Origin of the sequence: Caloramator sp. Dgby_cultured_2 (assembly GCF_028872215.1) — a bacterium.
GTDB classification, from domain to species: domain Bacteria; phylum Bacillota; class Clostridia; order Clostridiales; family Caloramatoraceae; genus Caloramator; species Caloramator australicus.
In genome coordinates this window covers 1,099,054-1,120,941 of record NZ_CP118396.1, presented here as the reverse complement: position 1 = coordinate 1,120,941, position 21,888 = coordinate 1,099,054, and the positions used below count along the sequence as shown (strand labels likewise).

Annotated in this window: 15 protein-coding genes and 15 pseudogenes; all 30 read left to right on the top strand. The window is 32.3% G+C overall.

Annotated elements, in window-relative coordinates:
- Nucleotides 1-31: 31 nt before the first annotated feature.
- The 30 genes and pseudogenes from lepA (at nucleotide 32) to PWK10_RS19625 (ending at nucleotide 21,863) form a co-directional block, all read left to right on the top strand.
- Nucleotides 32-1,834 (top strand): annotated as a pseudogene (lepA, locus tag PWK10_RS07580) (translation elongation factor 4).
- Nucleotides 1,834-2,934 (top strand): annotated as a pseudogene (hemW, locus tag PWK10_RS07575) (radical SAM family heme chaperone HemW). The pseudogenes lepA and hemW overlap by 1 nt, the downstream one beginning before the upstream one ends.
- A gap of 535 nt (nucleotides 2,935-3,469) precedes the next feature.
- On the top strand, nucleotides 3,470-4,237 hold the full coding sequence (locus PWK10_RS07570; RefSeq protein ID WP_274767862.1) for a hypothetical protein: 768 nt from the start codon (nucleotides 3,470-3,472) through the stop codon (nucleotides 4,235-4,237).
- A complete protein-coding gene (locus PWK10_RS07565) occupies nucleotides 4,215-4,724 on the top strand; it encodes a GGDEF domain-containing protein (RefSeq protein WP_342455730.1) in 510 nt (169 codons plus the stop codon). The genes PWK10_RS07570 and PWK10_RS07565 overlap by 23 nt, the downstream gene beginning before the upstream one ends.
- 62 nt (nucleotides 4,725-4,786) lie before the next feature.
- Complete coding sequence (locus tag PWK10_RS07560) at nucleotides 4,787-5,227, top strand: carboxylesterase family protein (RefSeq protein WP_274767861.1); 441 nt, start codon at nucleotides 4,787-4,789, stop codon at nucleotides 5,225-5,227.
- Entirely contained in the window at nucleotides 5,191-5,466 is a 276-nt protein-coding gene (locus PWK10_RS07555; RefSeq protein ID WP_342455729.1) for a hypothetical protein, read from the top strand. Before PWK10_RS07560 ends, PWK10_RS07555 begins: the two co-directional genes overlap by 37 nt.
- A gap of 180 nt (nucleotides 5,467-5,646) precedes the next feature.
- A pseudogene (gene hrcA / locus PWK10_RS07550) lies at nucleotides 5,647-6,670 on the top strand (heat-inducible transcriptional repressor HrcA).
- A gap of 15 nt (nucleotides 6,671-6,685) precedes the next feature.
- A pseudogene (gene grpE / locus PWK10_RS07545) lies at nucleotides 6,686-7,284 on the top strand (nucleotide exchange factor GrpE).
- A gap of 18 nt (nucleotides 7,285-7,302) precedes the next feature.
- Nucleotides 7,303-9,125: pseudogene (dnaK, locus tag PWK10_RS07540) on the top strand (molecular chaperone DnaK).
- A gap of 43 nt (nucleotides 9,126-9,168) precedes the next feature.
- Nucleotides 9,169-10,281, top strand: a pseudogene (gene dnaJ / locus PWK10_RS07535) (molecular chaperone DnaJ).
- A 172-nt stretch (nucleotides 10,282-10,453) separates the two neighbouring features.
- Nucleotides 10,454-11,391, top strand: a pseudogene (gene prmA / locus PWK10_RS07530) (50S ribosomal protein L11 methyltransferase).
- A gap of 12 nt (nucleotides 11,392-11,403) precedes the next feature.
- Nucleotides 11,404-12,150, top strand: coding sequence for a 16S rRNA (uracil(1498)-N(3))-methyltransferase (locus PWK10_RS07525; protein ID WP_274767859.1), 747 nt, complete (start codon nucleotides 11,404-11,406; stop codon nucleotides 12,148-12,150).
- Nucleotides 12,147-13,445 (top strand): annotated as a pseudogene (gene mtaB, locus PWK10_RS07520) (tRNA (N(6)-L-threonylcarbamoyladenosine(37)-C(2))-methylthiotransferase MtaB). Before PWK10_RS07525 ends, mtaB begins: the two are co-directional and overlap by 4 nt.
- Nucleotides 13,445-13,786 carry a histidine triad nucleotide-binding protein gene (locus PWK10_RS07515; protein WP_446715308.1) on the top strand — a complete coding sequence of 114 codons (342 nt, stop codon included), beginning with the start codon at nucleotides 13,445-13,447 and terminating at the stop codon, nucleotides 13,784-13,786. Before mtaB ends, PWK10_RS07515 begins: the two are co-directional and overlap by 1 nt.
- Nucleotides 13,787-13,889: 103 nt before the next feature.
- A pseudogene (locus tag PWK10_RS07510) lies at nucleotides 13,890-15,277 on the top strand (ISLre2 family transposase).
- Nucleotides 15,278-15,475: 198 nt separating this feature from the next.
- Nucleotides 15,476-15,652 carry a 30S ribosomal protein S21 gene (gene rpsU, locus PWK10_RS07505; RefSeq protein ID WP_008907865.1) on the top strand — a complete coding sequence of 59 codons (177 nt, stop codon included), beginning with the start codon at nucleotides 15,476-15,478 and terminating at the stop codon, nucleotides 15,650-15,652.
- A 16-nt stretch (nucleotides 15,653-15,668) separates the two neighbouring features.
- A pseudogene (locus PWK10_RS07500) lies at nucleotides 15,669-16,141 on the top strand (GatB/YqeY domain-containing protein).
- Between the two features lie 75 nt (nucleotides 16,142-16,216).
- Nucleotides 16,217-16,456: a sporulation protein YqfC gene (yqfC, locus tag PWK10_RS07495; RefSeq protein ID WP_274767858.1), complete on the top strand. Its 240-nt coding sequence runs from the start codon at nucleotides 16,217-16,219 to the stop codon at nucleotides 16,454-16,456.
- Between the two features lie 21 nt (nucleotides 16,457-16,477).
- Nucleotides 16,478-17,652 (top strand): annotated as a pseudogene (gene yqfD, locus PWK10_RS07485) (sporulation protein YqfD).
- Nucleotides 17,653-17,700: 48 nt separating this feature from the next.
- Nucleotides 17,701-18,626, top strand: a pseudogene (locus PWK10_RS07480) (PhoH family protein).
- Nucleotides 18,627-18,630: 4 nt separating this feature from the next.
- Nucleotides 18,631-19,035, top strand: a complete 405-nt coding sequence (locus tag PWK10_RS07475; protein ID WP_274767856.1) for a hypothetical protein — start codon at nucleotides 18,631-18,633, stop codon at nucleotides 19,033-19,035.
- Nucleotides 19,032-19,172: a hypothetical protein gene (locus PWK10_RS07470; protein WP_274767854.1), complete on the top strand. Its 141-nt coding sequence runs from the start codon at nucleotides 19,032-19,034 to the stop codon at nucleotides 19,170-19,172. The genes PWK10_RS07475 and PWK10_RS07470 overlap by 4 nt, the downstream gene beginning before the upstream one ends.
- Nucleotides 19,173-19,211: 39 nt before the next feature.
- A pseudogene (locus tag PWK10_RS19645) lies at nucleotides 19,212-20,125 on the top strand (hypothetical protein).
- Nucleotides 20,059-20,214, top strand: a complete 156-nt coding sequence (locus tag PWK10_RS19640) for an HDIG domain-containing metalloprotein (protein WP_446715307.1) — start codon at nucleotides 20,059-20,061, stop codon at nucleotides 20,212-20,214. Before PWK10_RS19645 ends, PWK10_RS19640 begins: the two are co-directional and overlap by 67 nt.
- 17 nt (nucleotides 20,215-20,231) lie before the next feature.
- Nucleotides 20,232-20,381 carry an HDIG domain-containing metalloprotein gene (locus tag PWK10_RS07455; RefSeq protein ID WP_446715306.1) on the top strand — a complete coding sequence of 50 codons (150 nt, stop codon included), beginning with the start codon at nucleotides 20,232-20,234 and terminating at the stop codon, nucleotides 20,379-20,381.
- 59 nt (nucleotides 20,382-20,440) lie between these two features.
- Entirely contained in the window at nucleotides 20,441-20,704 is a 264-nt protein-coding gene (locus PWK10_RS07450; RefSeq protein WP_274767851.1) for a hypothetical protein, read from the top strand.
- Nucleotides 20,676-21,160, top strand: a pseudogene (gene ybeY / locus PWK10_RS07445) (rRNA maturation RNase YbeY). Before PWK10_RS07450 ends, ybeY begins: the two are co-directional and overlap by 29 nt.
- Nucleotides 21,161-21,171: 11 nt before the next feature.
- A pseudogene (locus PWK10_RS19635) lies at nucleotides 21,172-21,446 on the top strand (diacylglycerol kinase).
- 163 nt (nucleotides 21,447-21,609) lie between these two features.
- On the top strand, nucleotides 21,610-21,762 hold the full coding sequence (locus PWK10_RS19630; RefSeq protein ID WP_446715305.1) for a hypothetical protein: 153 nt from the start codon (nucleotides 21,610-21,612) through the stop codon (nucleotides 21,760-21,762).
- Entirely contained in the window at nucleotides 21,705-21,863 is a 159-nt protein-coding gene (locus PWK10_RS19625; RefSeq protein WP_446715354.1) for a phosphatase PAP2 family protein, read from the top strand. Before PWK10_RS19630 ends, PWK10_RS19625 begins: the two co-directional genes overlap by 58 nt.
- The last annotated feature ends 25 nt before the right edge of the window (nucleotides 21,864-21,888 follow it).

The following is a 21,888-nucleotide window of genomic DNA, read 5'->3' as shown; positions in this document are numbered from 1 at the left end:
AGATTGCACTCTACCTATGAGGAGGATATATATGCCAAGTGATAGACAAAAGAAGATAAGAAATTTTTGTATTATTGCGCATATTGACCATGGAAAATCAACTTTAGCTGATAGATTGATTGAAAAAACAGGAACTTTAACCCAAAGAGAAATGGAAGATCAGGTTCTTGATACAATGGAGCTTGAAAAGGAAAGAGGAATAACGATTAAAGCTCAGGCCATAAGACTTGTTCATACAACGGAAGATGGTGAGGAATATATTCTAAATCTTATAGATACCCCTGGTCATGTAGACTTTAATTATGAGGTTTCAAGAAGCCTTGCAGCTTGTGAGGGGCTCTTTTAGTTGTTGATGCAACACAAGGAATACAAGCTCAGACCCTTGCAAATTGCTATTTAGCTTTAGAGCATGATCTTGAAATAATTCCTGTAATTAATAAAATAGACCTTCCAAGTGCAAGGCCTGATGAGATTAAAAAGGAAATAGAAGATGTAATAGGGCTTGATTGCTCTGATGCTCCATTAATTTCTGCAAAGGTTGGACTTGGAATAGAGGATGTTTTAAAGGCAATTGTTGAAAAGATACCTTGCCCTGAGGGCGATGAGGACGCACCACTAAGGGCATTGATATTCGATAGCTACTATGACTCATATAAAGGAGTTATATGTTATATTAGGGTTAAAGAGGGAACTATCAAAAAGGGCATGAAAATTAAGCTATGGCATCTAAAAAGGAATATGAAGTAACCGAAGTAGGAATCTTTAGGCCACAATATATGGAAGTTGCAGAACTAAAGGCTGGAGATGTTGGATATGTTTGTGCCAGCATAAAAAATGTTAGGGATGCAAGAGTTGGTGATACTATTACTGAAGCTGAAAGGGAAGCTAAAGAACCGCTTCCAGGTTATCGCCCTGCCATTCCGATGGTATTCAGCGGATTTTATCCAACAGATAGTGCAAAATATGAGGAGTTAAAGGAAGCATTGGAAAAGCTTCAACTTAACGATGCTGCCCTAATATTTGAGCCAGAAACATCTGTAGCTTTAGGGTTTGGATTTAGATGTGGATTTTTGGGACTTCTTCACATGGAAATAGTTCAGGAAAGATTGGAAAGGGAATATAATCTTGATATAGTAACAACAGCTCCAAGCGTTATATATAGAATTACTAAGACGGATGGAGAGGTAATTGAACTTACAAATCCGACAAATATGCCATCGCCAACAGAAATAGAATTTATGGAGGAACCTTATGTTAAGGCAACTATTATAACTCCTTCAGAATATGTTGGTGCGGTAATGGATCTTTGTCAAAATAAAAGGGAATATTTAAAAATATGGAATATATAGAAACAACAAGGGTCATGCTTCATTATGAGATGCCATTAAATGAAATTATATATGATTTCTTTGATGCCTTAAAATCTAGAACAAAGGGATATGCTTCCCTTGACTATGAACTTATAGGATACAAGGAATCAGACCTTGTTAAACTTGATATATTGCTAAATGGTGATCCAGTAGATGCTTTATCTCAAATTGTTCCAAAGGAAAGGGCATATCAAAGAGGCAGAGCAATATGTGAAAAGCTTAAGGAAATTATTCCAAGGCAACTTTTTGAGATACCTATCCAAGCTGCAATTGGTTCGAAAATTATAGCAAGGGAAACTGTAAAGGCCTTGAGAAAAGACGTTCTTGCAAAATGCTATGGTGGAGACATTACAAGAAAGAAAAAGCTTCTTGAAAAGCAAAAAGAAGGTAAAAAGAGGATGAAGCAAATTGGAACTGTTGAGGTTCCACAGGAAGCATTTATGGCTGTATTGAAGGTGGAATAATGGAAAGGGCTTTATATATTCACATCCCATTTTGTATAAGAAAGTGTCTGTATTGTGATTTTTATTCTATTTCAGATTTGTCTTTGCAGGATGATTATATAGATGCTTTAATAAGCGAAATAAAAAGAATTGAAGACAACAAATTAAAATCAATATTCATCGGTGGGGAACCCCCACCGTTTTATCTAAAAATAGCCTTGAAAAACTGTTAAGAAGTTTAAGCAAATTTCAATTTACGGAGTTTACTGTTGAAGCTAATCCTGGAACTTTGGAAAAAGAAAAATTGATAGTGCTAAAAGAATATGGAGTCAATAGGCTATCTATTGGTCTTCAGGCTGTTCAAGATAAGATTTTAAAAAGTCTAGGGAGAATTCATACCTTTAGCGATTTTTTAGAAAACTATGAAATGGCAAGGAAAATAGGTTTTAATAATATTAATGTTGATTTGATGTTTGATATTCCTGGACAGGGAATGGATGACTGGAAGGAAACATTGGAGAAAATTGCAGAAATTAAACCTGAACATTTGTCGTGCTATAGTTTGATAATAGAAGAAGGAACGCCCTTTTACGAATTATATAATATGGGACAACTTAACGTTGCTGATGAAAATATCGATAGAGAAATGTATCATTATTCAGTAAATTTTTTAAAAAGCAAGGGATTTGTGCATTATGAAATATCGAATTTTGCTTTACCGGGATATGAATGCATTCATAATCTAACCTATTGGAATGAAGAAGAGTATTATGGAGTTGGGGCATCGGCTCATTCGTTTATAGATAAATATAGATATTACAATGTGGATGATGTTAAGAAATATGTAAACTTAGTATATAATGATGAAGCAAAAAGAGAAAAATATTTATTAGCAAAAAGGATGAAATGAGCGAATTTATGATCCTTGGTTTAAGAAAAATAAAAGGTGTTTCTAAAGAAGTTTTTAATAAAAGATTTAGTGATGATGTTTATAATGTTTTTGGTCAGGAAATATCTAAACTAATTGAACAAGGGCTTTTAATGGATGATGGGAAAAATATTTTTTGACGATTAGGGGTCTTGACATTGCAAATCAGGTTTTTATGAGATTTATATTATAAAACAAAGGAGCGTTTTAAGACGTTCCTTTATTTTTTGAATTAAGAAGGAATTGGCTTTTTTATGTAGAATATTATTTATCGATGTTAAGTAAATATTTTCTTGCAGGTGATAAAATGGAGAAGAAAAGATTTTATAGAATTTTGCTTATTACAATAGGATTGATAGTTATCATAAAGTCTCTTTTTAATATCAATATAATTAGTTTTCGCGATTTGTTTTTCTTCTTTTTGCCTTATTTGTTGCATCTATTATGAATTATTTTACCCTTTTTGTTAAAGATATTAGATTCGACTTTACGGAAACAATAACCATCTTCATCTTTTTAACCTCTGGACTTTATAATGCGATTTTGTTTGAAACCCTTTATAGTATCACCACATTTATTATTAATACGTTTTATTATAAGAAAGCAGATATTAATTTAGATAAATTATTGGTAAATACCTCAATGTTTGCAATAATTGTTTTTTATCGGGTAAAATAAGCAACTTATTATCTAGTTTTGCAAATTTGCCTTATTTAGAAGATATTGTATTGTCTGCAGCATTGTTTGAGCTTCTTTTCTTGACTTTTAATATATTGCTATTATACATTGAAATTATTTTGGATGGAAAGAGGCTATCTATATTTAAAGCCTTTGATTTGGAAATTTTACTTACGGACTATATTATTGCTGTGACGCTGTCGATATCCTTATGCTTGATAAGTTTTAGCTCGGGTAAATTAGGAACGGTTTTAATATTTGTTATTTTAGTTATATTAAGTTATACCTTTTATCTTTTTAAAAGATTGGAGTTTAAAAATGCAATAATTAAAAAATTGCTCATTATAAGTGAGGACCTAATTAAATATGGCGATTTAAAAACAAAGTGTGATTATTTCTTAATAAATTTAAAAGAAATAATACCCTATGATATTGCTGCAATATATTTTTTCGATTATAAAAATGATGATTTTGCAATCCCTATTTCTTTTTATCTACCTATAGAACTTCCTTTAAACGAATTAGACCTTAATATTAAAAATGGCAATACTATAAAAAGAATTTTAGACAAGAAAATATATATTAGCAAAAATACCAAAAGAGATAAAAATATTTCAATTGTAGGGGAACTTCAAAATTGGTGTGAATCTGCTGTATTCGTTCCAATTGTTGTAGAGGATGAAGTGAAGGGATTAATCTTTTTAGCAGGACGAATTAGCATGTCAAATTTACTATTGCAGGACATTGAAGATCCATTAAATATACTTTCAAAACAAATGGCATTAGCAATTTCTAATTATAGATATTTTTGGATATAAAAAGGAAGCTGAGATAGATCCATTAACAGGCCTATATAATAGAAAGGTGTTAGATAAAGAAATAGACAATTTAATAAAACAAAATGTAAACTTTTCTATTGTAATTTTTGATTTAGATGATTTTAAAAAGGTTAATGACACGTATGGACATTTAGCAGGGGATCAGGTTCTTAAGGAATTTGCAAATGTTATTAAGAAAGTTATAAGAAAAACTGACATAGCTTGTAGATTTGGAGGAGAGGAGATATTAATCATATTAAAGGGACTATCAAAGGAACAGGCATACATAATTGCAGAAAGAATAAGAGAAAAGCTCGAAGAATCAAATATTATTATAAACGGTAATTCAATTAATGTAACAGTGTCAGGTGGTATAGCTTCGTATCCAGAAGATGCAAATAATATAAAGGAATTGCTTAATAAGGCTGATGCTGCTTTATATATTGAAGGCAAATCGAAGGGTAAAAATAAAATAGCTATATGCTAACTTAGATAGAGCCTTAAGAATTTAAAAATAGATTTTGGTATAAATGTAAAGGGGTAAAAATATTGAAATGTAATTATGAGGAGTTTTCAGGTGAAATAATAAAAAAGGTGAAATTAAAATATTTAGCATATTTGCCTGAAGGATATGAAAAAGATAAAAACAAGAAATGGCCGCTTATTTTATTTTTACATGGTATGGGAGAGCGTGGGGAAGACTTGGAACTTGTTAAAAGACAGGGACTACCCAATATTATTAATGAATTAGAGTATTTTCCTTTTATTCTTATTGCACCGCAATGCCCAACAAACTCTATGTGGTATATGGAAATAGATTCACTATTTGAACTAGTTAAGCATGTTATTAATCAATATAATGTAGACACATCCAGGATTTATTTAACAGGGTTAAGCATGGGTGGCTTTGGAACTTGGCATTTTGCTGAGGCTCATCCTAAACTTTTGCGGCTATTGTTCCTATTTGCGGTGGGACGGTTCCCAAAATAGGATTCCCTGAAAGGATTAAAGTTCTTAAAGATGTGCCTGTTTGGGCATTTCATGGTGCAAAGGATGAAATAGTTCCTATTGAAATGTCTAAAGAATTAGTGGATGTTTTAAGGCAGCATAATGGAAATGTTAAATTTACGTATATCCAGACGCAGGGCATGATTCTTGGACTGAAACTTATAGAAATAAAGATTTATATGCTTGGCTTCTTGGACAGAAGAATGATAAGTTTACATTAGAATAAAAATATTGTGATAATCCTTTTTATGGCATAAATATTATTATGCTATAAAAAGGATTATTTTTATATCACAAGAATTTTTAATAGAATATATTGACAAATTTAAAGGATAGTGATATTTTTATCTTAGAGTTAGCACTCACTATTAAAGAGTGCTAATAAGAGAGGAGGTGGGAGCATGGATCTTGGCGAAAGAAAAAGATATATACTAAAGGCAATTGTAGATGATTATATTGAAACAGCAGAACCGGTAGGATCAAGAACCATAGCAAAAAATATGAGATGGGTATAAGCTCCGCCACCATAAGAAATGAAATGGCAGATTTAGAGGAATTGGGATATTTAGAGCAACCACATACATCAGCCGGAAGAATTCCTTCAGATAAAGGATATAGATACTATGTAGATAAGCTTATAAACATAAAAGATCCAACGCCTGAAGAGGCTTCAGAAATAAAAAATATATTGCAATTTGCAACTATATGTGAGATAGATAATATAATAAAAAGAACGACTAAACTTTTGTCAGAGGTTACGAGATATACAGCGGCAGTTTTATCGCCTTCGGTCAAAAAAGTGCAGTAAAATCAATACAGCTCGTTCAAGTTAACGATTATGATGTTTTAGCAATAGTTGTTACTGATACTGCTGTGATTAAACATGTTTTGATTAAGCTGCCGAGAAGAATAGATTATGATACACTATTAAAAATAAACAATATGCTCAATGAAAAATTAAGAAATCTAACAGTAGAACAGATAGATCTTTCAGTTATAAATCAAATTCTTATGGAACTTAGAGGGTATTATGAAATATTAAATGCTATTATTCCTGTTTTATATGACTCTTTAAAATCAGTAGACTGCGACATTTATTTAGAAGGAACAACCAATATTTTTAAATATCCAGAGTATAATGATATAAACAAGGCGAAAAACTTCTTATCATTATTAGAAAGAAAGGAAACCCTTATTGATATATTCTCAGATGATGGAGAAAACCTTAAGGTTTCAATTGGTAAAGAAAACAACAATGATGAAGTTAGAGATTGCAGCATAATAAGAGCGTCATATATGGTTGGAAATAAAGTTGTGGGCACTATTGGAGTTATAGGACCAACGAGGATGGATTATTCCAAAGTAATCGGAATACTAAAGTTTATAGCAGATAATTTAAATGACATATTAAGAAATTCCTTCTAACAGGGTGGTGAATTTATGACAAATGAAAATGTGAATGAAAAAGATAACTTGATTTTAGAAAAAGACGAACAAAATGAAAAAACGAAGGAGGAGAATATAGATTTAAGTCAAGAAGTTAATGAGGAAAAAGAAATATTAGACGACAAGAACAAAGAAATAGAAGAGCTGAGACAAAAACTTTCAGATAAGGAAAATGAGTGCCAAAGTTATGTAGACCTATTGAAAAGGACTATGGCGGATTTTGATAATTTTAGGAAAAGAACTCAAAAAGAGAAAGAAACAATATATACAGATGGCTTTGTAGATGCAATTAAGGAATTATTGCCTGTCCTTGATAATCTTGAAAGGGCAGTAGCACATGTTGAAGATAATGAGTCAAATCCTTTAGTTGAAGGTATACAAATGACTTTGAAGTTATTTAAAGATACACTTCAAAAATGGGAGTAGAAGAAATAAAAGCAGAAGGAGAAAAATTTGATCCAAATTATCACAATGCTATAATGCATGTTCAAGATGAAAACTATGATGAAAACATCATAGTTGAAGTGTTCCAAAAAGGATATAAATATAAAGATAAAATAATAAGATACAGCCTTGTTAAAGTAGCAAATTAAGAAAGGGGAGGAGAAGAAATGGGTAAGGTTATAGGTATTGACCTTGGAACTACCAACTCATGTGTTGCTGTCATGATTGGTGGAGAACCAGTTGTTATTCCAAATTCTGAAGGTGCAAGAACAACTCCTTCAGTTGTAGGTTTTAAACCAAATGGAGAAAGAATAGTAGGTCAGGTTGCAAAAAGACAAGCAATAACAAATCCAGAAAGAACAGTGATATCAATAAAAAGGCACATGGGAACAAACTATAGGGTTAAAATCGACGATAAGGAATATAGCCCAGAAGAAATTTCAGCAATGATACTTATGAAGCTAAAGGCCGATGCTGAAGCTTATCTTGGAGAGCCTGTAACTCAAGCAGTAATTACAGTTCCTGCATATTTTAACGACAGCCAAAGACAGGCTACAAAAACGCAGGTAAGATAGCAGGGCTTGAAGTTTTGAGAATAATAAACGAGCCAACTGCAGCATCACTAGCCTATGGACTTGATAAAATGGATAAAAATCAAAAGATTTTAGTTTATGACCTTGGTGGCGGAACCTTTGACGTTTCAATCCTTGAAATAGGTGATGGAGTATTTGAAGTTAAGGCAACTAATGGTAATACCCACCTTGGTGGTGATGACTTTGACCAAAGAATAATGGATTATATTATGGATACTTTCAAGGCTGAAACAGGAATAGATTTAAGAAACGATAAGATGGCACTCCAAAGATTAAAAGAAGCAGCAGAAAAGGCTAAGATAGAACTTTCATCAATGCTTCAAACAGAGATAAATCTTCCATTCATAACAGCTGATGCCACAGGTCCAAAACATATTAACATGACATTAACAAGAGCAAAATTCAATGAATTAACTGCAGATCTTGTTGAAGCAACTATTGAGCCTATGAGAAATGCCTTAAGGGATGCAGGACTTACAATCAATGATATTGATAAAGTTATATTAGTTGGTGGTTCAACAAGAATACCAGCAATACAAGATGCTGTAAGAAACTTTACAGGAAAGGAACCAACAAAGGGAATAAATCCTGATGAAGCTGTTGCAGTTGGAGCTGCAATTCAAGCAGGAGTTTTAACAGGTGAAATTAAGGACCTCTTGCTTCTTGACGTTACACCATTGTCCCTTGGTATTGAAACATTAGGAGGAGTATTTACTGTTTTAATTCCAAGAAATACAACGATTCCTACAAAGAAGAGCCAAATATTCTCAACAGCAGCCGATGGCCAAACTTCCGTTGAGATACATGTTCTACAGGGAGAAAGACCAATGGCAAGGGATAACAAGACCCTTGGAAGGTTTACTCTATCAGGTATACCACCAGCACCACGTGGAGTGCCACAAATCGAAGTTACATTTGACATAGATGCTAACGGTATATTAAATGTTTCAGCAAAGGATTTAGGAACAGGAAAGGATGCAAAAATTACAATTACAGCTTCAACACATCTTTCAGAGGAAGAAGTTGAAAAGGCAGTTAAAGAAGCAGAAAAATATGCTGAAGAGGATAAGAAGAGAAAAGAAGAAATTGAAATCAGAAATAATGCTGACTCATTGATTTATCAAACTGAAAAGACAATAAAGGATTTAGGTGATAAATTAACAGCAGATGAAAAGTCAAAGATAGAAGAAAAGATAAAGAAGCTAAAGGATGCCTTGAATGGAACTGATGTTAATGCTATAAAGACTGCATCAGATGAGCTTACTCAGTCCTTCTATGAAATTTCATCAAGAATTTATTCACAATACAACCAAGGAGCAAATCAAGGATTTAGTCAACAGCAAAATACAGGAAACGATGATATAAAGGTTGACTACGATGTAAAGGACGGTAAATAATATAAGAGGGATTTTTATCCCTCTTTTCTGTATGTGAAAGGTGGTGAAACAATTGGCAAAGGACTACTATGCAATACTCGGAGTAGACAAAAATGCATCCGACGAAGAAATAAAAAAGGCCTTTAGAAAATTAGCCCTTCAATATCACCCAGATAGAAATCCCGGCAATAAAGAGGCTGAGGAAAAATTTAAGGAAATAAACGAAGCATATCAGGTGTTATCGGATCCTCAAAAGAGGGCACAATATGATCAATTTGGAACAGCTGATTTTAATGGGCAGGGATTCGATTATTCAAATTTTGGTGGCTTTGGAGGATTCGAGGGCTTTGGTGGTTTTGGAGATATTTTTGGAGATATTTTTGGTGATTTCTTTGGTGGTTCAAGAAAACAAAACAGGCCCCCAAAGGGGTGCTGATTTAGAATATACATTGAATCTATCCTTTGAGGAGGCAGCCTTTGGAGCCAAAAAGATGTAGAAATTTTCAGGTATGAAACATGTGATACCTGTCATGGAACAGGGGCAAAGCCTGGAACTAGTCCAAGGACATGTGATAAGTGCCATGGAACAGGTCAGATGAAGATTGAAAGAAGAACTCCTTTTGGAAGTTTTGTAAGCATAACTACCTGTGATAGATGTCATGGAGAGGGAAAGATTGTAGATAGTCCTTGTTCAATTTGTGGAGGAAAAGGCAAAGTTAGAAAGAAAAAGATAATCTCAGTAAATATTCCTGCAGGTGTTGATAGCGGTATGACAATACCATTAAGAGGCGAAGGTGAACCAGGTGTAAGAGGAGGTCCTGCAGGCGATTTATATCTGCACATTAATGTAAGGCCTCATAAGATATTCAAGAGGCAGGGGAGCGATATTTATTGCACGATACCGGTTAGCATAACAAAGGCAACACTAGGTGGTGAAATTACAGTTCCAACCCTTGAGGGTGAAGAAAAATACAATCTTCCTGAGGGAACTCAGCCTGGAACTATAATTAGACTAAAAGGTAAAGGCATCCCAAAACTAAGAAGCAGCGTAAGGGGAGATTTATATTTTGAAGTTAAGGTTGAAGTCCCAAAGAAGCTGACAGAACGCCAAAGGGAGCTATTGAAAAAGCTTGCTGAGGAGTTTGGAGAGACAGCACCGGAGAAAAATCCTTTGTAGACAAATTTAAAGATGCATTTGGAGTATAAAAGGGCAGCCGCATTGGCATTAATAGCTATTGCGGCCGCCCTTTTATTCTCTTTTGCTTACCTATTAAACATTAATAATAACACTTGCAGTAATTAAATATTTGAATTAATATAATGTTTGATAATAAAAAGGAGTTGATAAAATGAAGGGAAAATGGATTGAAATTAAAGTAATAACAAGCCCTGAGGCTGTTGAAATGGTTAGCGGCATTTTTTATTCTTTAGATGTTAAGGGGTAGCCATAGAGGACCCAAATGATATATTAGAAAAACAAAGTAAACCAAGTTGGGATTATGTTGATATGAATTTATTTGAACATGGAGACAAGGCAGCTGTAGTAAAAGGATATTTCAGCGATGATAATAATATTGATGATATAGTAAAATTTATAGATGAAAGATTAAAAGAACTTAGAGAAGAAGGTTTTAGTATTGGCGAAGGAAGAATAATTACCAATTCGGTTTACGAAGAGGACTGGGCTCATTCATGGAAAAAATATTATAAGGTGACTAAACTAGGTAATAGAATTGTTGTTAAGCCAAGATGGGAGGAATATATTCCAAAGGAAGATGAAATTATAATAGAACTTGACCCAGGCATGGCCTTTGGAACGGGAACCCATGAAACTACAATTTTGTGCTTAGAACTTCTTGAAAAATACATAAAGGGTGGGGAATTAGTTTACGATATAGGAACTGGTTCAGGAATACTTTCGATTGCTGCATCTAAGTTTGGGGCTAAAAAGGTTATTGGAGTAGATATTGATGAGGTAGCTGTAGATGCTGCAAAGGAAAACGTTGAGTATAATAACATTGAAAACGTAGAAATAAGGCATGGAAATTTAACTGATGTTTTAGAGGAAAAGGCGGATATAATAGTTGCAAATATTATTGCTGATGTGATTATTATGATGACTCCTTCTGCAAAGGAATTTTTAAAGAAGGATGGACTATTTATAATTTCAGGTATTATAAAGGATAGGAAAACTGATGTTTTATCCACACTTGAAAGAAATAACTTTAATTTAATTGAAATTAGAGAAATGGGAGAATGGGTAGGAATTGTTGTAAAAAATATGTAGAGGGGATGAAGTATGCACAAGTTTTTCGTATCAGCAGAACAAGTTAGATTTCCTAATATATATATTTATGGAGAAGATGTTGACCATATCGTTAAAGTTTTAAGGTTGAGAAACGGCGATAAGATACAAATTAGCGACGGGAATGGCAAAGAATATATTTGTGAAATAATAAAATCAGATAAAAAGGAAGTTGTGTGTAATATAATTGAAAGCTTCGATAACGAGACAGAAGCACCTATTAATATAACATTATATCAGGGGCTTCCAAAATCACAAAAGATGGACCTTATTGTTCAAAAATGCGTAGAGATAGGAGTTGTTAGAATTGTTCCTGTAATAACTAATAGAGTTGTTGTTAAAGTAGAGGGAAGGGATTTAAAAAATAAAATAGAAAGATGGCAAAGGATTGCCTATGAAGCTGCAAAGCAAAGCAATAGAGGCATAGTTCCTATTGTTAGCGATGTCATGAATTTTGAAGAGGCAATTGAAGAAATGAAGCAAAAGGATTTAGTAGTGGTTCCCTATGAAAGAGAAAAAGAAAGGGGCATAAAGGATCTTAGAGATAGAAAGGATATAAAAGATATTGCTATATTTATTGGTCCTGAGGGCGGTTTTGAAGAGGAGGAAATAGAAAACTGCCTTGATATTGGAGCTATTCCTGTTACTTTAGGTCCAAGAATATTAAGGACAGAGACTGCTGGTTTTGTAACATCAGCTCTAATTTTATACGAACTAGGAGATTTAGGAGGAGGAAGATGAAAAAGGTTGCCTTTTATACATTAGGTTGTAGGGTTAATACCTATGAAACGGAAGCTATGGCAGAGACGTTTATTAAAAACGGCTATGAGGTTGTGGATTTTGATGATTATGCAGATGTTTATGTTATAAACACCTGCACAGTTACAAACATAGGAGATAAAAAATCAAGGCAAATGATAAGAAGGGCAAAAAGAAGAATAATGATGCCGTTGTTGTTGCTGTAGGATGTTATGTTCAGGTGGCACCTGAAGAGGTTGAAAAGATAGAAGATGTGGATATAATTGTTGGAACAAAGGATAAAGGTAAGATTGTTGAATTTGTTGATGAATATTTAAAAAATAGGAAGAGAATTAAGCACGTTGAAAATGTTATGAGCATTAGACATTTTGAAGAACTTGAAATAGATGAATATCAGGATAAGACTAGGGCTTTTTAAAGATTCAGGATGGTTGCGACAGATTTTGTTCCTATTGCTTAATTCCGTATGCAAGGGGGCCAGTAAGAAGCAGAAAACCTGAAAATATTTTAATGGAAGTTGAGAAACTGTCAAGAAATGGATATAAAGAAGTAATTTTATCAGGTATCCATGTAGCATCCTATGGTAAAGATCTAAAGGATGTGAATCTTATAGATGTAATTGAAATGATTTCTAAAGTAGAAGGAATAGAAAGAATTAGAATAGGTTCAGTAGATCCAACATTTTTTAATGAGGAAATAATAGAAAAATTAAAATATATAGACAAGTTTTGCCATCATTTTCATTTATCCCTTCAGAGCGGCTGTGATGAAACCTTAAGGAGGATGAATAGACATTATACTACCTCAGAATATAAAAAAATAGTGGATAATTTAAGGGAGGTTTTTGAGGATGTCTCTATAACAACTGACGTTATTGTAGGATTCCCTGGTGAGACCGATGAAGAATTTGAAAGGACTTTTGAATTCTTGAAGGAAATTAAACTTTCAAAGATGCATATATTTAAATATAGCCCAAGGAAGGGGACAAAAGCAGCTGAATATAAAAATCAAGTCCCAGAGGTCATTAAAGAAGAAAGAAGCAAAAAGCTCATTGAACTTGATAAAATATTAGAGCATGAGTTTATAAAAAACATGAAGGAAAGGTAATGGATGTTTTATTTGAGGAATATAAGGAAGGTTATAATTGGGGATATACTAAAAATTATATAAGAGTTGGAGTAGAGTCACAAAGGGATTTGTCAGGAGAGATAATTAATGTTAAAATAATAGAAAGTAGGGAAAATAAGGCAATTGGAGTTTTGGAGGAGGTGAAATAATGGACTGCATATTCTGCAAAATAGCAAATGGAACCATTAAGACTGAAATTTTATATGAAGATGAAAAAGTAGTTGCATTTAGGGATATTAATCCTGTTGCACCAGTTCATGTTCTTATTGTCCCTAAGAAACACATTGAATCAGCTTTAAAGCTTGAAGGGGAGGATTTTAATTTAATTGGCCATGTGTTTATGGTTGCTAAAAAGCTAGCTAATGAACTTGGCATCGCTGAAGATGGTTTTAGAATAGTAAATAACTGTAATAGAGCTGGAGGACAAACAGTAATGCATATTCATTTTCACCTATTAGGTGGACAGGATATGCAATGGCCACCAGGTTGATGTAACATAGTGTAAAATTATTGTAGGACGAAAAAGACAAAAATTTAAAAGAGACAACCCCTGTGATAAAATAAAAGTGAAAAAACACACAAACCAATAAGGGGTGTCTCTTTTGAATAATATTATACAACAACATTTAATAAATTTCACTACTAAATTAATAAAAAATGTTGAAGAAACTATATCAAAAGAATGGGATCTAACAAAACTTGTTGATGTAGTTAAAAAAATGACTGATGAATTAGGAGCAAACATAATAAAGGACTTTTTAGAAGAATTAGATAAAACGATTAAAGAAGATGAAAAAAGGAAAAAGGGATGGGTAGTAGAAAGGAAAGACAAGAAAAAGATTGTAACAATGCTAGGCGAAATAGAATATGCAAGAACGTATTACAAATCTAAGAAGAATGGGGAATATAGATATTTACTTGATGAAATTATAGGGATAAGCAAACATGAGAAGGTAGATAAAGAAGTAAAGATAAAGCTGGTGGAGAACGCAATTAATATGTCCTATGAGGAGAGTAGTAAAATAACATGTCCGGAGAAACTAAGTAGACAGGCAGTATTTAATGCAATAAGACAGGTAGGAGAAGTAGAAGTAAAAGGGAAGTAAAAGAAAAGAGGAAAGTAAGGGTGCTATACATAGAAGCAGATGAGGATCATGTGGCATTGCAGGATGGGAAGAAGGAGATGCCAAGGCTTGTATATATACATGAAGGAAGGCAAAGCAAAAATGGGAGAAACGAATTAAAGAATGTATATTACAAAGCATACGTTGGTGTAGAAGCTGAAGAAATATGGATAGATGTAGCGAATTATGTGTATGACAATTATGAAATAGAGAGCATAGAAAAGATATACATAGCAGGAGATGGAGCAAGATGGATAAAGGAAGGAATGGAATGGATTCCGAAAGCGAAATTTGTATTAGATAGATATCATTTGAACAAATACATAATAAGAGGGACAGCAAAGCGAGAAGAATATAGGCAAAAGATATGGGGAGCGATAAATGAAGGGGATAAGAAGGTTTTAAGGGAGATATTTAAGGAGTTAATAAATATAGCAGAAACTAAGACAGAAAAGGAGAGAGCAAAAGAAGCAAGGAGATATATATTAAATAACTGGGAAGGGATAGTAATATATAAAGAGGACGAGGATGTAATAGGATGCAGTGCAGAAGGGCATATAAGCCATGTATTATCAGCGAGATTAAGCAGTAGGCCATTAGGATGGAGTAAAGAGGGATTAAAGATAATGGCAAAGCTAAGGGTATTTAGCAGGAATGGAGGTAATTTAAGGGAAATAAGTATATACAAGGAAGATGTTGAAACATTTAGATTAAATAAAAAGAAGATAAAAGAAACAATTAAAAGAATAAATAATTCTTCACGAGAAGGAATAAATAATATAACAATATTAAACATTGGAAAAGTAACACCGATGTATAAGATATTAAAATCAATTAAATATGAAAATATAATTTAAAGTTTAAAAGTTTACGAAAGTCTTGATTTTAAACATTTTAGGGGTTGTCTATAAAAAATTAACCTACAATATCTTGACACTATCTTGATGTAATTTATGATTGACAAAATTTACTTTAGTAATATATAATGTTAATGTGCTATTTGCGTCTATCATCGCAGCACTATTTTATTCTGTTAAGCGGAGGGAGGGAGAACGGTGTCAGAAATAAGAGTTGGCGAAAACGAATCATTAGACAGCGCTCTTAGAAGATTTAAGAGAAAGTGCGCAGCTGCAGGTGTTCTTGCTGAAATCAGAAAGAGAGAACACTATGAAAGCCCAAGCGTAAGACGTAAGAAGAAATCACAAGCTGCTCGTAAGAGAAAGCATAAATAATGAAAGAAGGGTGAATATGTCACTCAAAGAAAGGATCCAAGAGGATTGGAAAAATGCGATGAAGGCCAAGGATAGCTTTAGAGCAAGCGTCCTTAATATGGCTAAGGCTGCTATATTATATGATGAAAAAACTAATGGTAAAATCCTTGATGATGAAGAAGTTATTGCTGTGTTATCAAGGGAAGTAAAAGAAGAAAAGAGTCCCTTGAAGAATTTGAAAAGGGGAACAGGCAAGATCTTGTTGAACAAGTTAATAAGGAAATAGAGATTTTGCTTGAATACCTTCCTCAGCAGCTTACTGAAGATGAGATTGCTGAAATTATAAGAAGTGCTGTTGATGAGGTGGGAGCAAATAGCATAAAGGACATGGGAAAAGTCATGGCCATTGTTGCTCCAAAGGTTAAGGGTAGGGCAGATGGCAAGATGGTTAGTGAAATGGTAAAAAGTTTTTACAGTGAAATAATGACCCGCAAATTGCGGGTCTTTTAGTTTTGAAAAATAAATAATCAAATATTGATTATTTTATTCATAAAATTTAATGGGATGAATTTTAAGGGAGAGTATATGGATATAAAACAAAGATTTTCTGATGCACTTGATATTCCAGAAGAAATAGTTTTAGATGTTCCAGTAATAAAGATAGTAAGTAATAATAAAATTATCATAGAAAATCATAAAGGTATAATTGAATACAGCAAAACAATTGTAAGAATTAATTCAAAGATAGGGACTGTAGCACTAAAAGGAGAGGATTTTGTTATAAAATATATCACACAAGATGAGATAATTTTGGAGGGAAATTGAAGTAATAGAATTTATTAAGTGATGAGGGCTGGGCCTATGGATAAAAATTATATAACTGTTGATGTGGAAGGATTGAATCCAGAAAAATTTATAAATCTAGCGGTAATAAATGGATTAACCTTGTGGGATATAGAAAGGCTTAGCATAACTAATATGAGATTTAATATGAAAGAAAAGGATTTTAAACAAATAAGGCATATAGCAAAAAAGACACATTGCAGAGTTAAAATTGCGAGAAAAAATGGGTTTATTTTTTTATTTAGGCGTTTATTTAAGAGAATATTTTTTATAATCGGATTAGTAATCTTTGTTCTACTGATATATATTTTTCAAACATCATTTGGAATATTGAAATAGTCGGAAATAAAGTAGTAAATGATCAGCTAATTTTAAAATCCTTAAATAAAGCTGGATTAAAGGTAGGGACCTATAAGAAGAATATTAATCTTAGGGATATAGAGAATAGACTTTTAAAGGACATAAAGGAATTATCTATGGTGACGATTAGTTTAGATGGAACAAAAGCTAAAGTAGAGATTGTAGAGAGGACTATGCCTCCAACTATATTAGATTTAGAAAAACCAATGAACATAGTGGCTGCTAAGGATGGGATATTAACAAAAGTTATAGCTTTGAAGGGACAAAAATTAGTAAAAGAAGGTGATTTTGTTAAGAAAGGCCAAATATTGATTTCAGGAGTTATAAAGGATCATCAAAATTTACCAATTGATGTTACAAGAGCCTTAGGGGAAGTTTATGCAAAGACTTGGTATGAGTCAATAAAGGAAGTTCCTTTAAAATACAGATACTTTGAGAGAACTGGCAAATGTGAAAAATTCATATATTTTGTTTTACCTAATAATAAAATTATTAAGTTATGGTCAAATATTAACAAATTTCAATTTTATGATAAAATAATAGAAAAAGAGCAAGTGAAATTGTTAGGATTCAATTCACCGGTTACTAAAGTTACTGAATACTACTATGAAAAAATTGAAAAAATCAAAAATTTATCCTATAATGAGGCCATAGATGTTGCAACAAACCTTGCGGATGAAGAACTTATAAAAATAATGCCAAAGGATATAAAGATTTTGGAAAGAAAATATGATAAAATATTAATGAAGGACAAAGTTAGGATAAGAAAGTTGATTTTAACGGAAGAAAAGATTTCAAAAGAAGAAGAGATAAAATAGATTGGGGGATAGAAATTGCAACAAGAAAATAGAATTGTAATTGACAATATGGAGCATGTAATGAATTTGTTTGGAAAATTTGATGAAAACATTAAGGTTATTGAACAAACCTTTAATGTGAACATCATAAATAGAGGAACCGAGGTAAAGGTTGCAGGATTAGGTAACATAGAACTTGCTACAAAAACCGTTTTAAAACTTTTAGAAATTGCAAAAAGAGGAGAAATTATTAATTTACAGACTGTTAACTATATAATAAGCCTTGTTTTAGAAGATTCGCCACAGGATCTTGAAAAAATACTTGAAGATGTCATCATCGTTACGGCCCGTGGAAAATACGTAAAATGTAAAACATTTGGCCAAAAGGAATATATAGAAGCGATTAAAAAGAATGAAATTGTTTTTGGTATCGGGCCGGCAGGAACAGGGAAGACTTATTTAGCAATAGCTATGGCTGTAAAATTTTTAAAAGAAAAAAGATAGGAAGAATTATATTAACTCGTCCCGCTGTTGAGGCCGGCGAAAGGCTGGGATTTTTACCAGGGGATCTACAGGAAAAGATTAATCCATATTTAAGACCTTTATATGATGCTTTATATGATATTTTAGGAGTAGATACCTTTCAAAAATATATGGAAAATGGAATTATTGAAGTTGCACCCTTAGCTTATATGAGAGGGAGAACTTTAGATGACTGCTTTATAATATTAGATGAAGCACAAAATACAACTCCAGAACAGATGAAGATGTTCTTAACAAGATTTGGTTATGGCTCAAGAATAGTGGTAACCGGAGATTTAACTCAAATAGACTTACCGCCCGAAAAGATGTCCGGATTAAAACAGGTAACACATATTCTAAAGGATATCGATGGGATAGAGTTTGTATATTTTACACATAAAGATGTGGTAAGACATAGATTGGTAACAGAAATAATTAAAGCCTATGATAAATACGATAGTGGAAAAAGGTGATTACATGAATCCTTTTAATATACAAAAGATACTTAAGGATGAACGTTTCTTAAGATTTAGTGTGCTTTTAGGAACTTTTATTATTCTGTTTGCCTTAAGCGTAAACAGTGTAATACCTCAAAAATATGATTTAAAAGAAGGACAGGTATCGCCTGCCGATATAAAGTCACCACGAGATTTTATCGATGAAATTGCCACTAAAGAAAAAATTCAAACGGCAATTGCAAATATTCCATTACAATATTCTAAAAATAATGATCTTCAAAGGGATGCAATCAATAAAGCTAAGCAATTTTTTAATTTAATAAAAGACATGAAAGTTAGAGATGAATCTGAGGAAAATAAAGTTGACTATATTAAGGCAAATTTAAATTTAAAGGTTGATGATGAAATAATATTATATTTTTGAATCTTGATAGTTCTAAACTTGATGAAGCTTCTACTTTATTAACTAAAGGATTAAGTGATTTGTTAAATTTAGAAATATTACAAAATGATGATGAATCCTTTAATGATGCTTATGATTACTTAAAAAAAGGATTTTAGAGTCTAACCTGGACTTTACAACAAAAATAGTCTTTTGACATTATCAAAAATTTTATCAGACCTAATATGTTTATTGATGTAAAAAAGACAAATGAATTACAGGAACTTGTGAAAAAACAGGTTGAACCTGTTTATATTAGAAAAAATCAAGTTATTGTTTCAAAGGGCCAAACAGTCACTGCCCAGCATATTATTCTATTAAATAAAGCAGGTGTTTTGAAGAATAATTCTAAATCTGATGTTGCAAATTATATAAGCTTAATTTTAATAATTACTCTTACAGAATTTTTAGTTTTATTTTATCTTTATAAATTTAAAAATAGAGTTTATTTTGATATAAATAAATTTACATTAGTATTTTTAATTTTATGTTTGAATACTGTTCTTATAGCTGCAACTAAAAACATATCTTTATATGTGATCCCTGTGGCTTTTATGCCAATAATATTAACTATGATATTTGATCATGAATTAGCCTTTTTATATTTTCTATTTCTATTTTAATGTTGGCAATATTAACTAAATTTGTTATAGAAGAATTGTTTATATATTTAATAGGTGGTTTGCTTGGGGTAATTTTTGTTCATAATCTACATGATAGAAGTAATGTGATGTTCGGTGGAGTGCTTATTGGTTTTTTAAATTCACTTATCATTTTGTCGTTAGGATTGATTTTAGGAAAAGAATTTACACAAGTTTTTATTAATATGTCTTATACAATTGCTGGTGGAATTTTCTCATCGGTATTAGCTATTGGTATTATGCCTATATTTGAACAAATTTTTGATGTAGTAACTCCAATAAAGCTTATGGAACTTTCTAACCCTAATCAGCCTCTCCTTAAAAAGTTTTGTTTGAGGCACCGAGTACATACCATCATAGTATTTTGGTTGGAAATCTTGCAGAAGCAGCGGCAGAAAAGATTGGGGCAAATTCCCTTCTTGCAAGAGTAGGAGCATATTATCATGATATTGGTAAAATAAAAAGACCATATTTTTTAAAGAAAATCAAATTACTAATGACAATCCTCATGATAACTTAACTCCGAAATTAAGTGCAATGATAATATCCTCCCATGTTAAGGACGGGATAGAACTTGCAGAACAATATAAATTACCAAATATAATAAAACAAATAATTGAAGAACATCATGGAACTACTTTAATAAAATATTTTTACGCTGTCGCTAAAAAAATGGGGAAGATATAGATGCAGAATCCTTTAGATATTCAGGTCCAAAACCGAGATTAAAGGAATCAGCTATAGTTATGCTGGCAGATTGTGTAGAAGCTGCAGTAAGATCATTGGGGAACGTGACATTAAAGGATATACAGGAAACGGTGGAAAAAATAATAGAAGAAAAAATTAATGATGGACAATTAGATGAGAGCAGTTTAACTCTTAAGGATATTATGAATATAAAAATTAGCTTTATAAATGTTCTACAAGGGATATTTCATAACAGAATAGAATATCCGGAAATTACAGAAGAAGGTGAAGAAAATGGTGTTTATAGAGAACAATCAAAGTAAGATAGAGGTTACAAATGAATTAAGGGAATTGATTGAGGTTGTTATTGACAAAGCTTTGAAATATGAAGGGATTCAATTTAATTATGATGTAAATGTTTATTTGGTGGATAATGAGGCAATAAAAGAAATAAATAAAGAATATAGAAAAATTGATAAAGAAACAGATGTTCTATCTTTCCCAATGATTGATTTTAGAGAAAGAGGGAGTTATGAAGTTTTTGAGGAGGATTTTGATCCAGAAACAAATAATGTGCTCCTTGGCGAAATAGTCTTGTCCCTTGAAAAAGCCTTCGAACAGTCTAAGGAATACGAACATCCTTTTATTAGAGAAGTTGCCTTTTAATTGTGCATAGTGTTTTACATCTTTTGGGATATGATCATGAAGTTGAAGATGAAAGAAAAGCTATGAGGCAAAAGGAAGAAGAAATTTTACATTCCCTTGGTATTACTAGATAAGGGTGAATTTTATGAAGATGAAGAAGATTACCGAAAGCTTTAATCATGCTATAGAAGGTGTAATTTTTGCTATAAAGACACAAAGAAATATGAGAATCCACTTTGCTATAGCGACATTAGTTTTATTAGCAAGTCTTTTTTTGATTTAAGCAAGTTTGAAATTCTTCTATTGTTTTTTACGATTACTCTAGTTATTGTGCTGGAGATGATTAATACAGCAATAGAAGTAACAATTGATTTGAATGCAAACTATTATCATCCATTAGCTAAGATTGCAAAAATGTAGCTGCTGGAGCGGTTTTGATTTCAGCCTTAACCTCTGTTTTGGTTGGTTATTTATTGTTTTTGATAAGCTGAAGTTAGTTACTAACACCGTTATCTTTAAAATTAAACAATCTGACCCTACTGTAGTCTTTATTTGTTTAATATTGATAACTATAATAACAGTAGTGATAAAGGCATTTTATGGGAGAGGAACTCCACTTAAGGGCGGTATGCCAAGCGGGCATTCAGCTGTTGCCTTTGGAGTTGCTACTGCAATTTCATTGTTAACGCAGGATACTTTAATAATAACATTAGCTTTTTTCTTGCCTTTGTTGTAGCACAAAGTAGAGTTGAAGGAAAAATACACTCCATTTATGAGGTAACAGTTGGAGCTATCATAGGAACTTTGGTTGCTATAATTATTTTTAAACTCCTTTAATGGGCACCGAATTGGTGCCTAAAAT

What these genes read in the sequence shown, in the direction of transcription:
- PWK10_RS07525 (WP_274767859.1), top strand. Translation starts at nt 11,404, where the DNA reads ATGCACAAGTTTTTCGTATCAGCAGAACAAGTTAGATTTCCTAATATA.
- PWK10_RS07515 (WP_446715308.1), top strand. Translation starts at nt 13,445, where the DNA reads ATGGACTGCATATTCTGCAAAATAGCAAATGGAACCATTAAGACTGAA.
- yqfC (WP_274767858.1), top strand. Translation starts at nt 16,217, where the DNA reads ATGGATATAAAACAAAGATTTTCTGATGCACTTGATATTCCAGAAGAA.
- PWK10_RS07475 (WP_274767856.1), top strand. Translation starts at nt 18,631, where the DNA reads ATGAATCCTTTTAATATACAAAAGATACTTAAGGATGAACGTTTCTTA.
- PWK10_RS07455 (WP_446715306.1), top strand. Translation starts at nt 20,232, where the DNA reads ATGATAATATCCTCCCATGTTAAGGACGGGATAGAACTTGCAGAACAA.
- PWK10_RS07450 (WP_274767851.1), top strand. Translation starts at nt 20,441, where the DNA reads ATGCTGGCAGATTGTGTAGAAGCTGCAGTAAGATCATTGGGGAACGTG.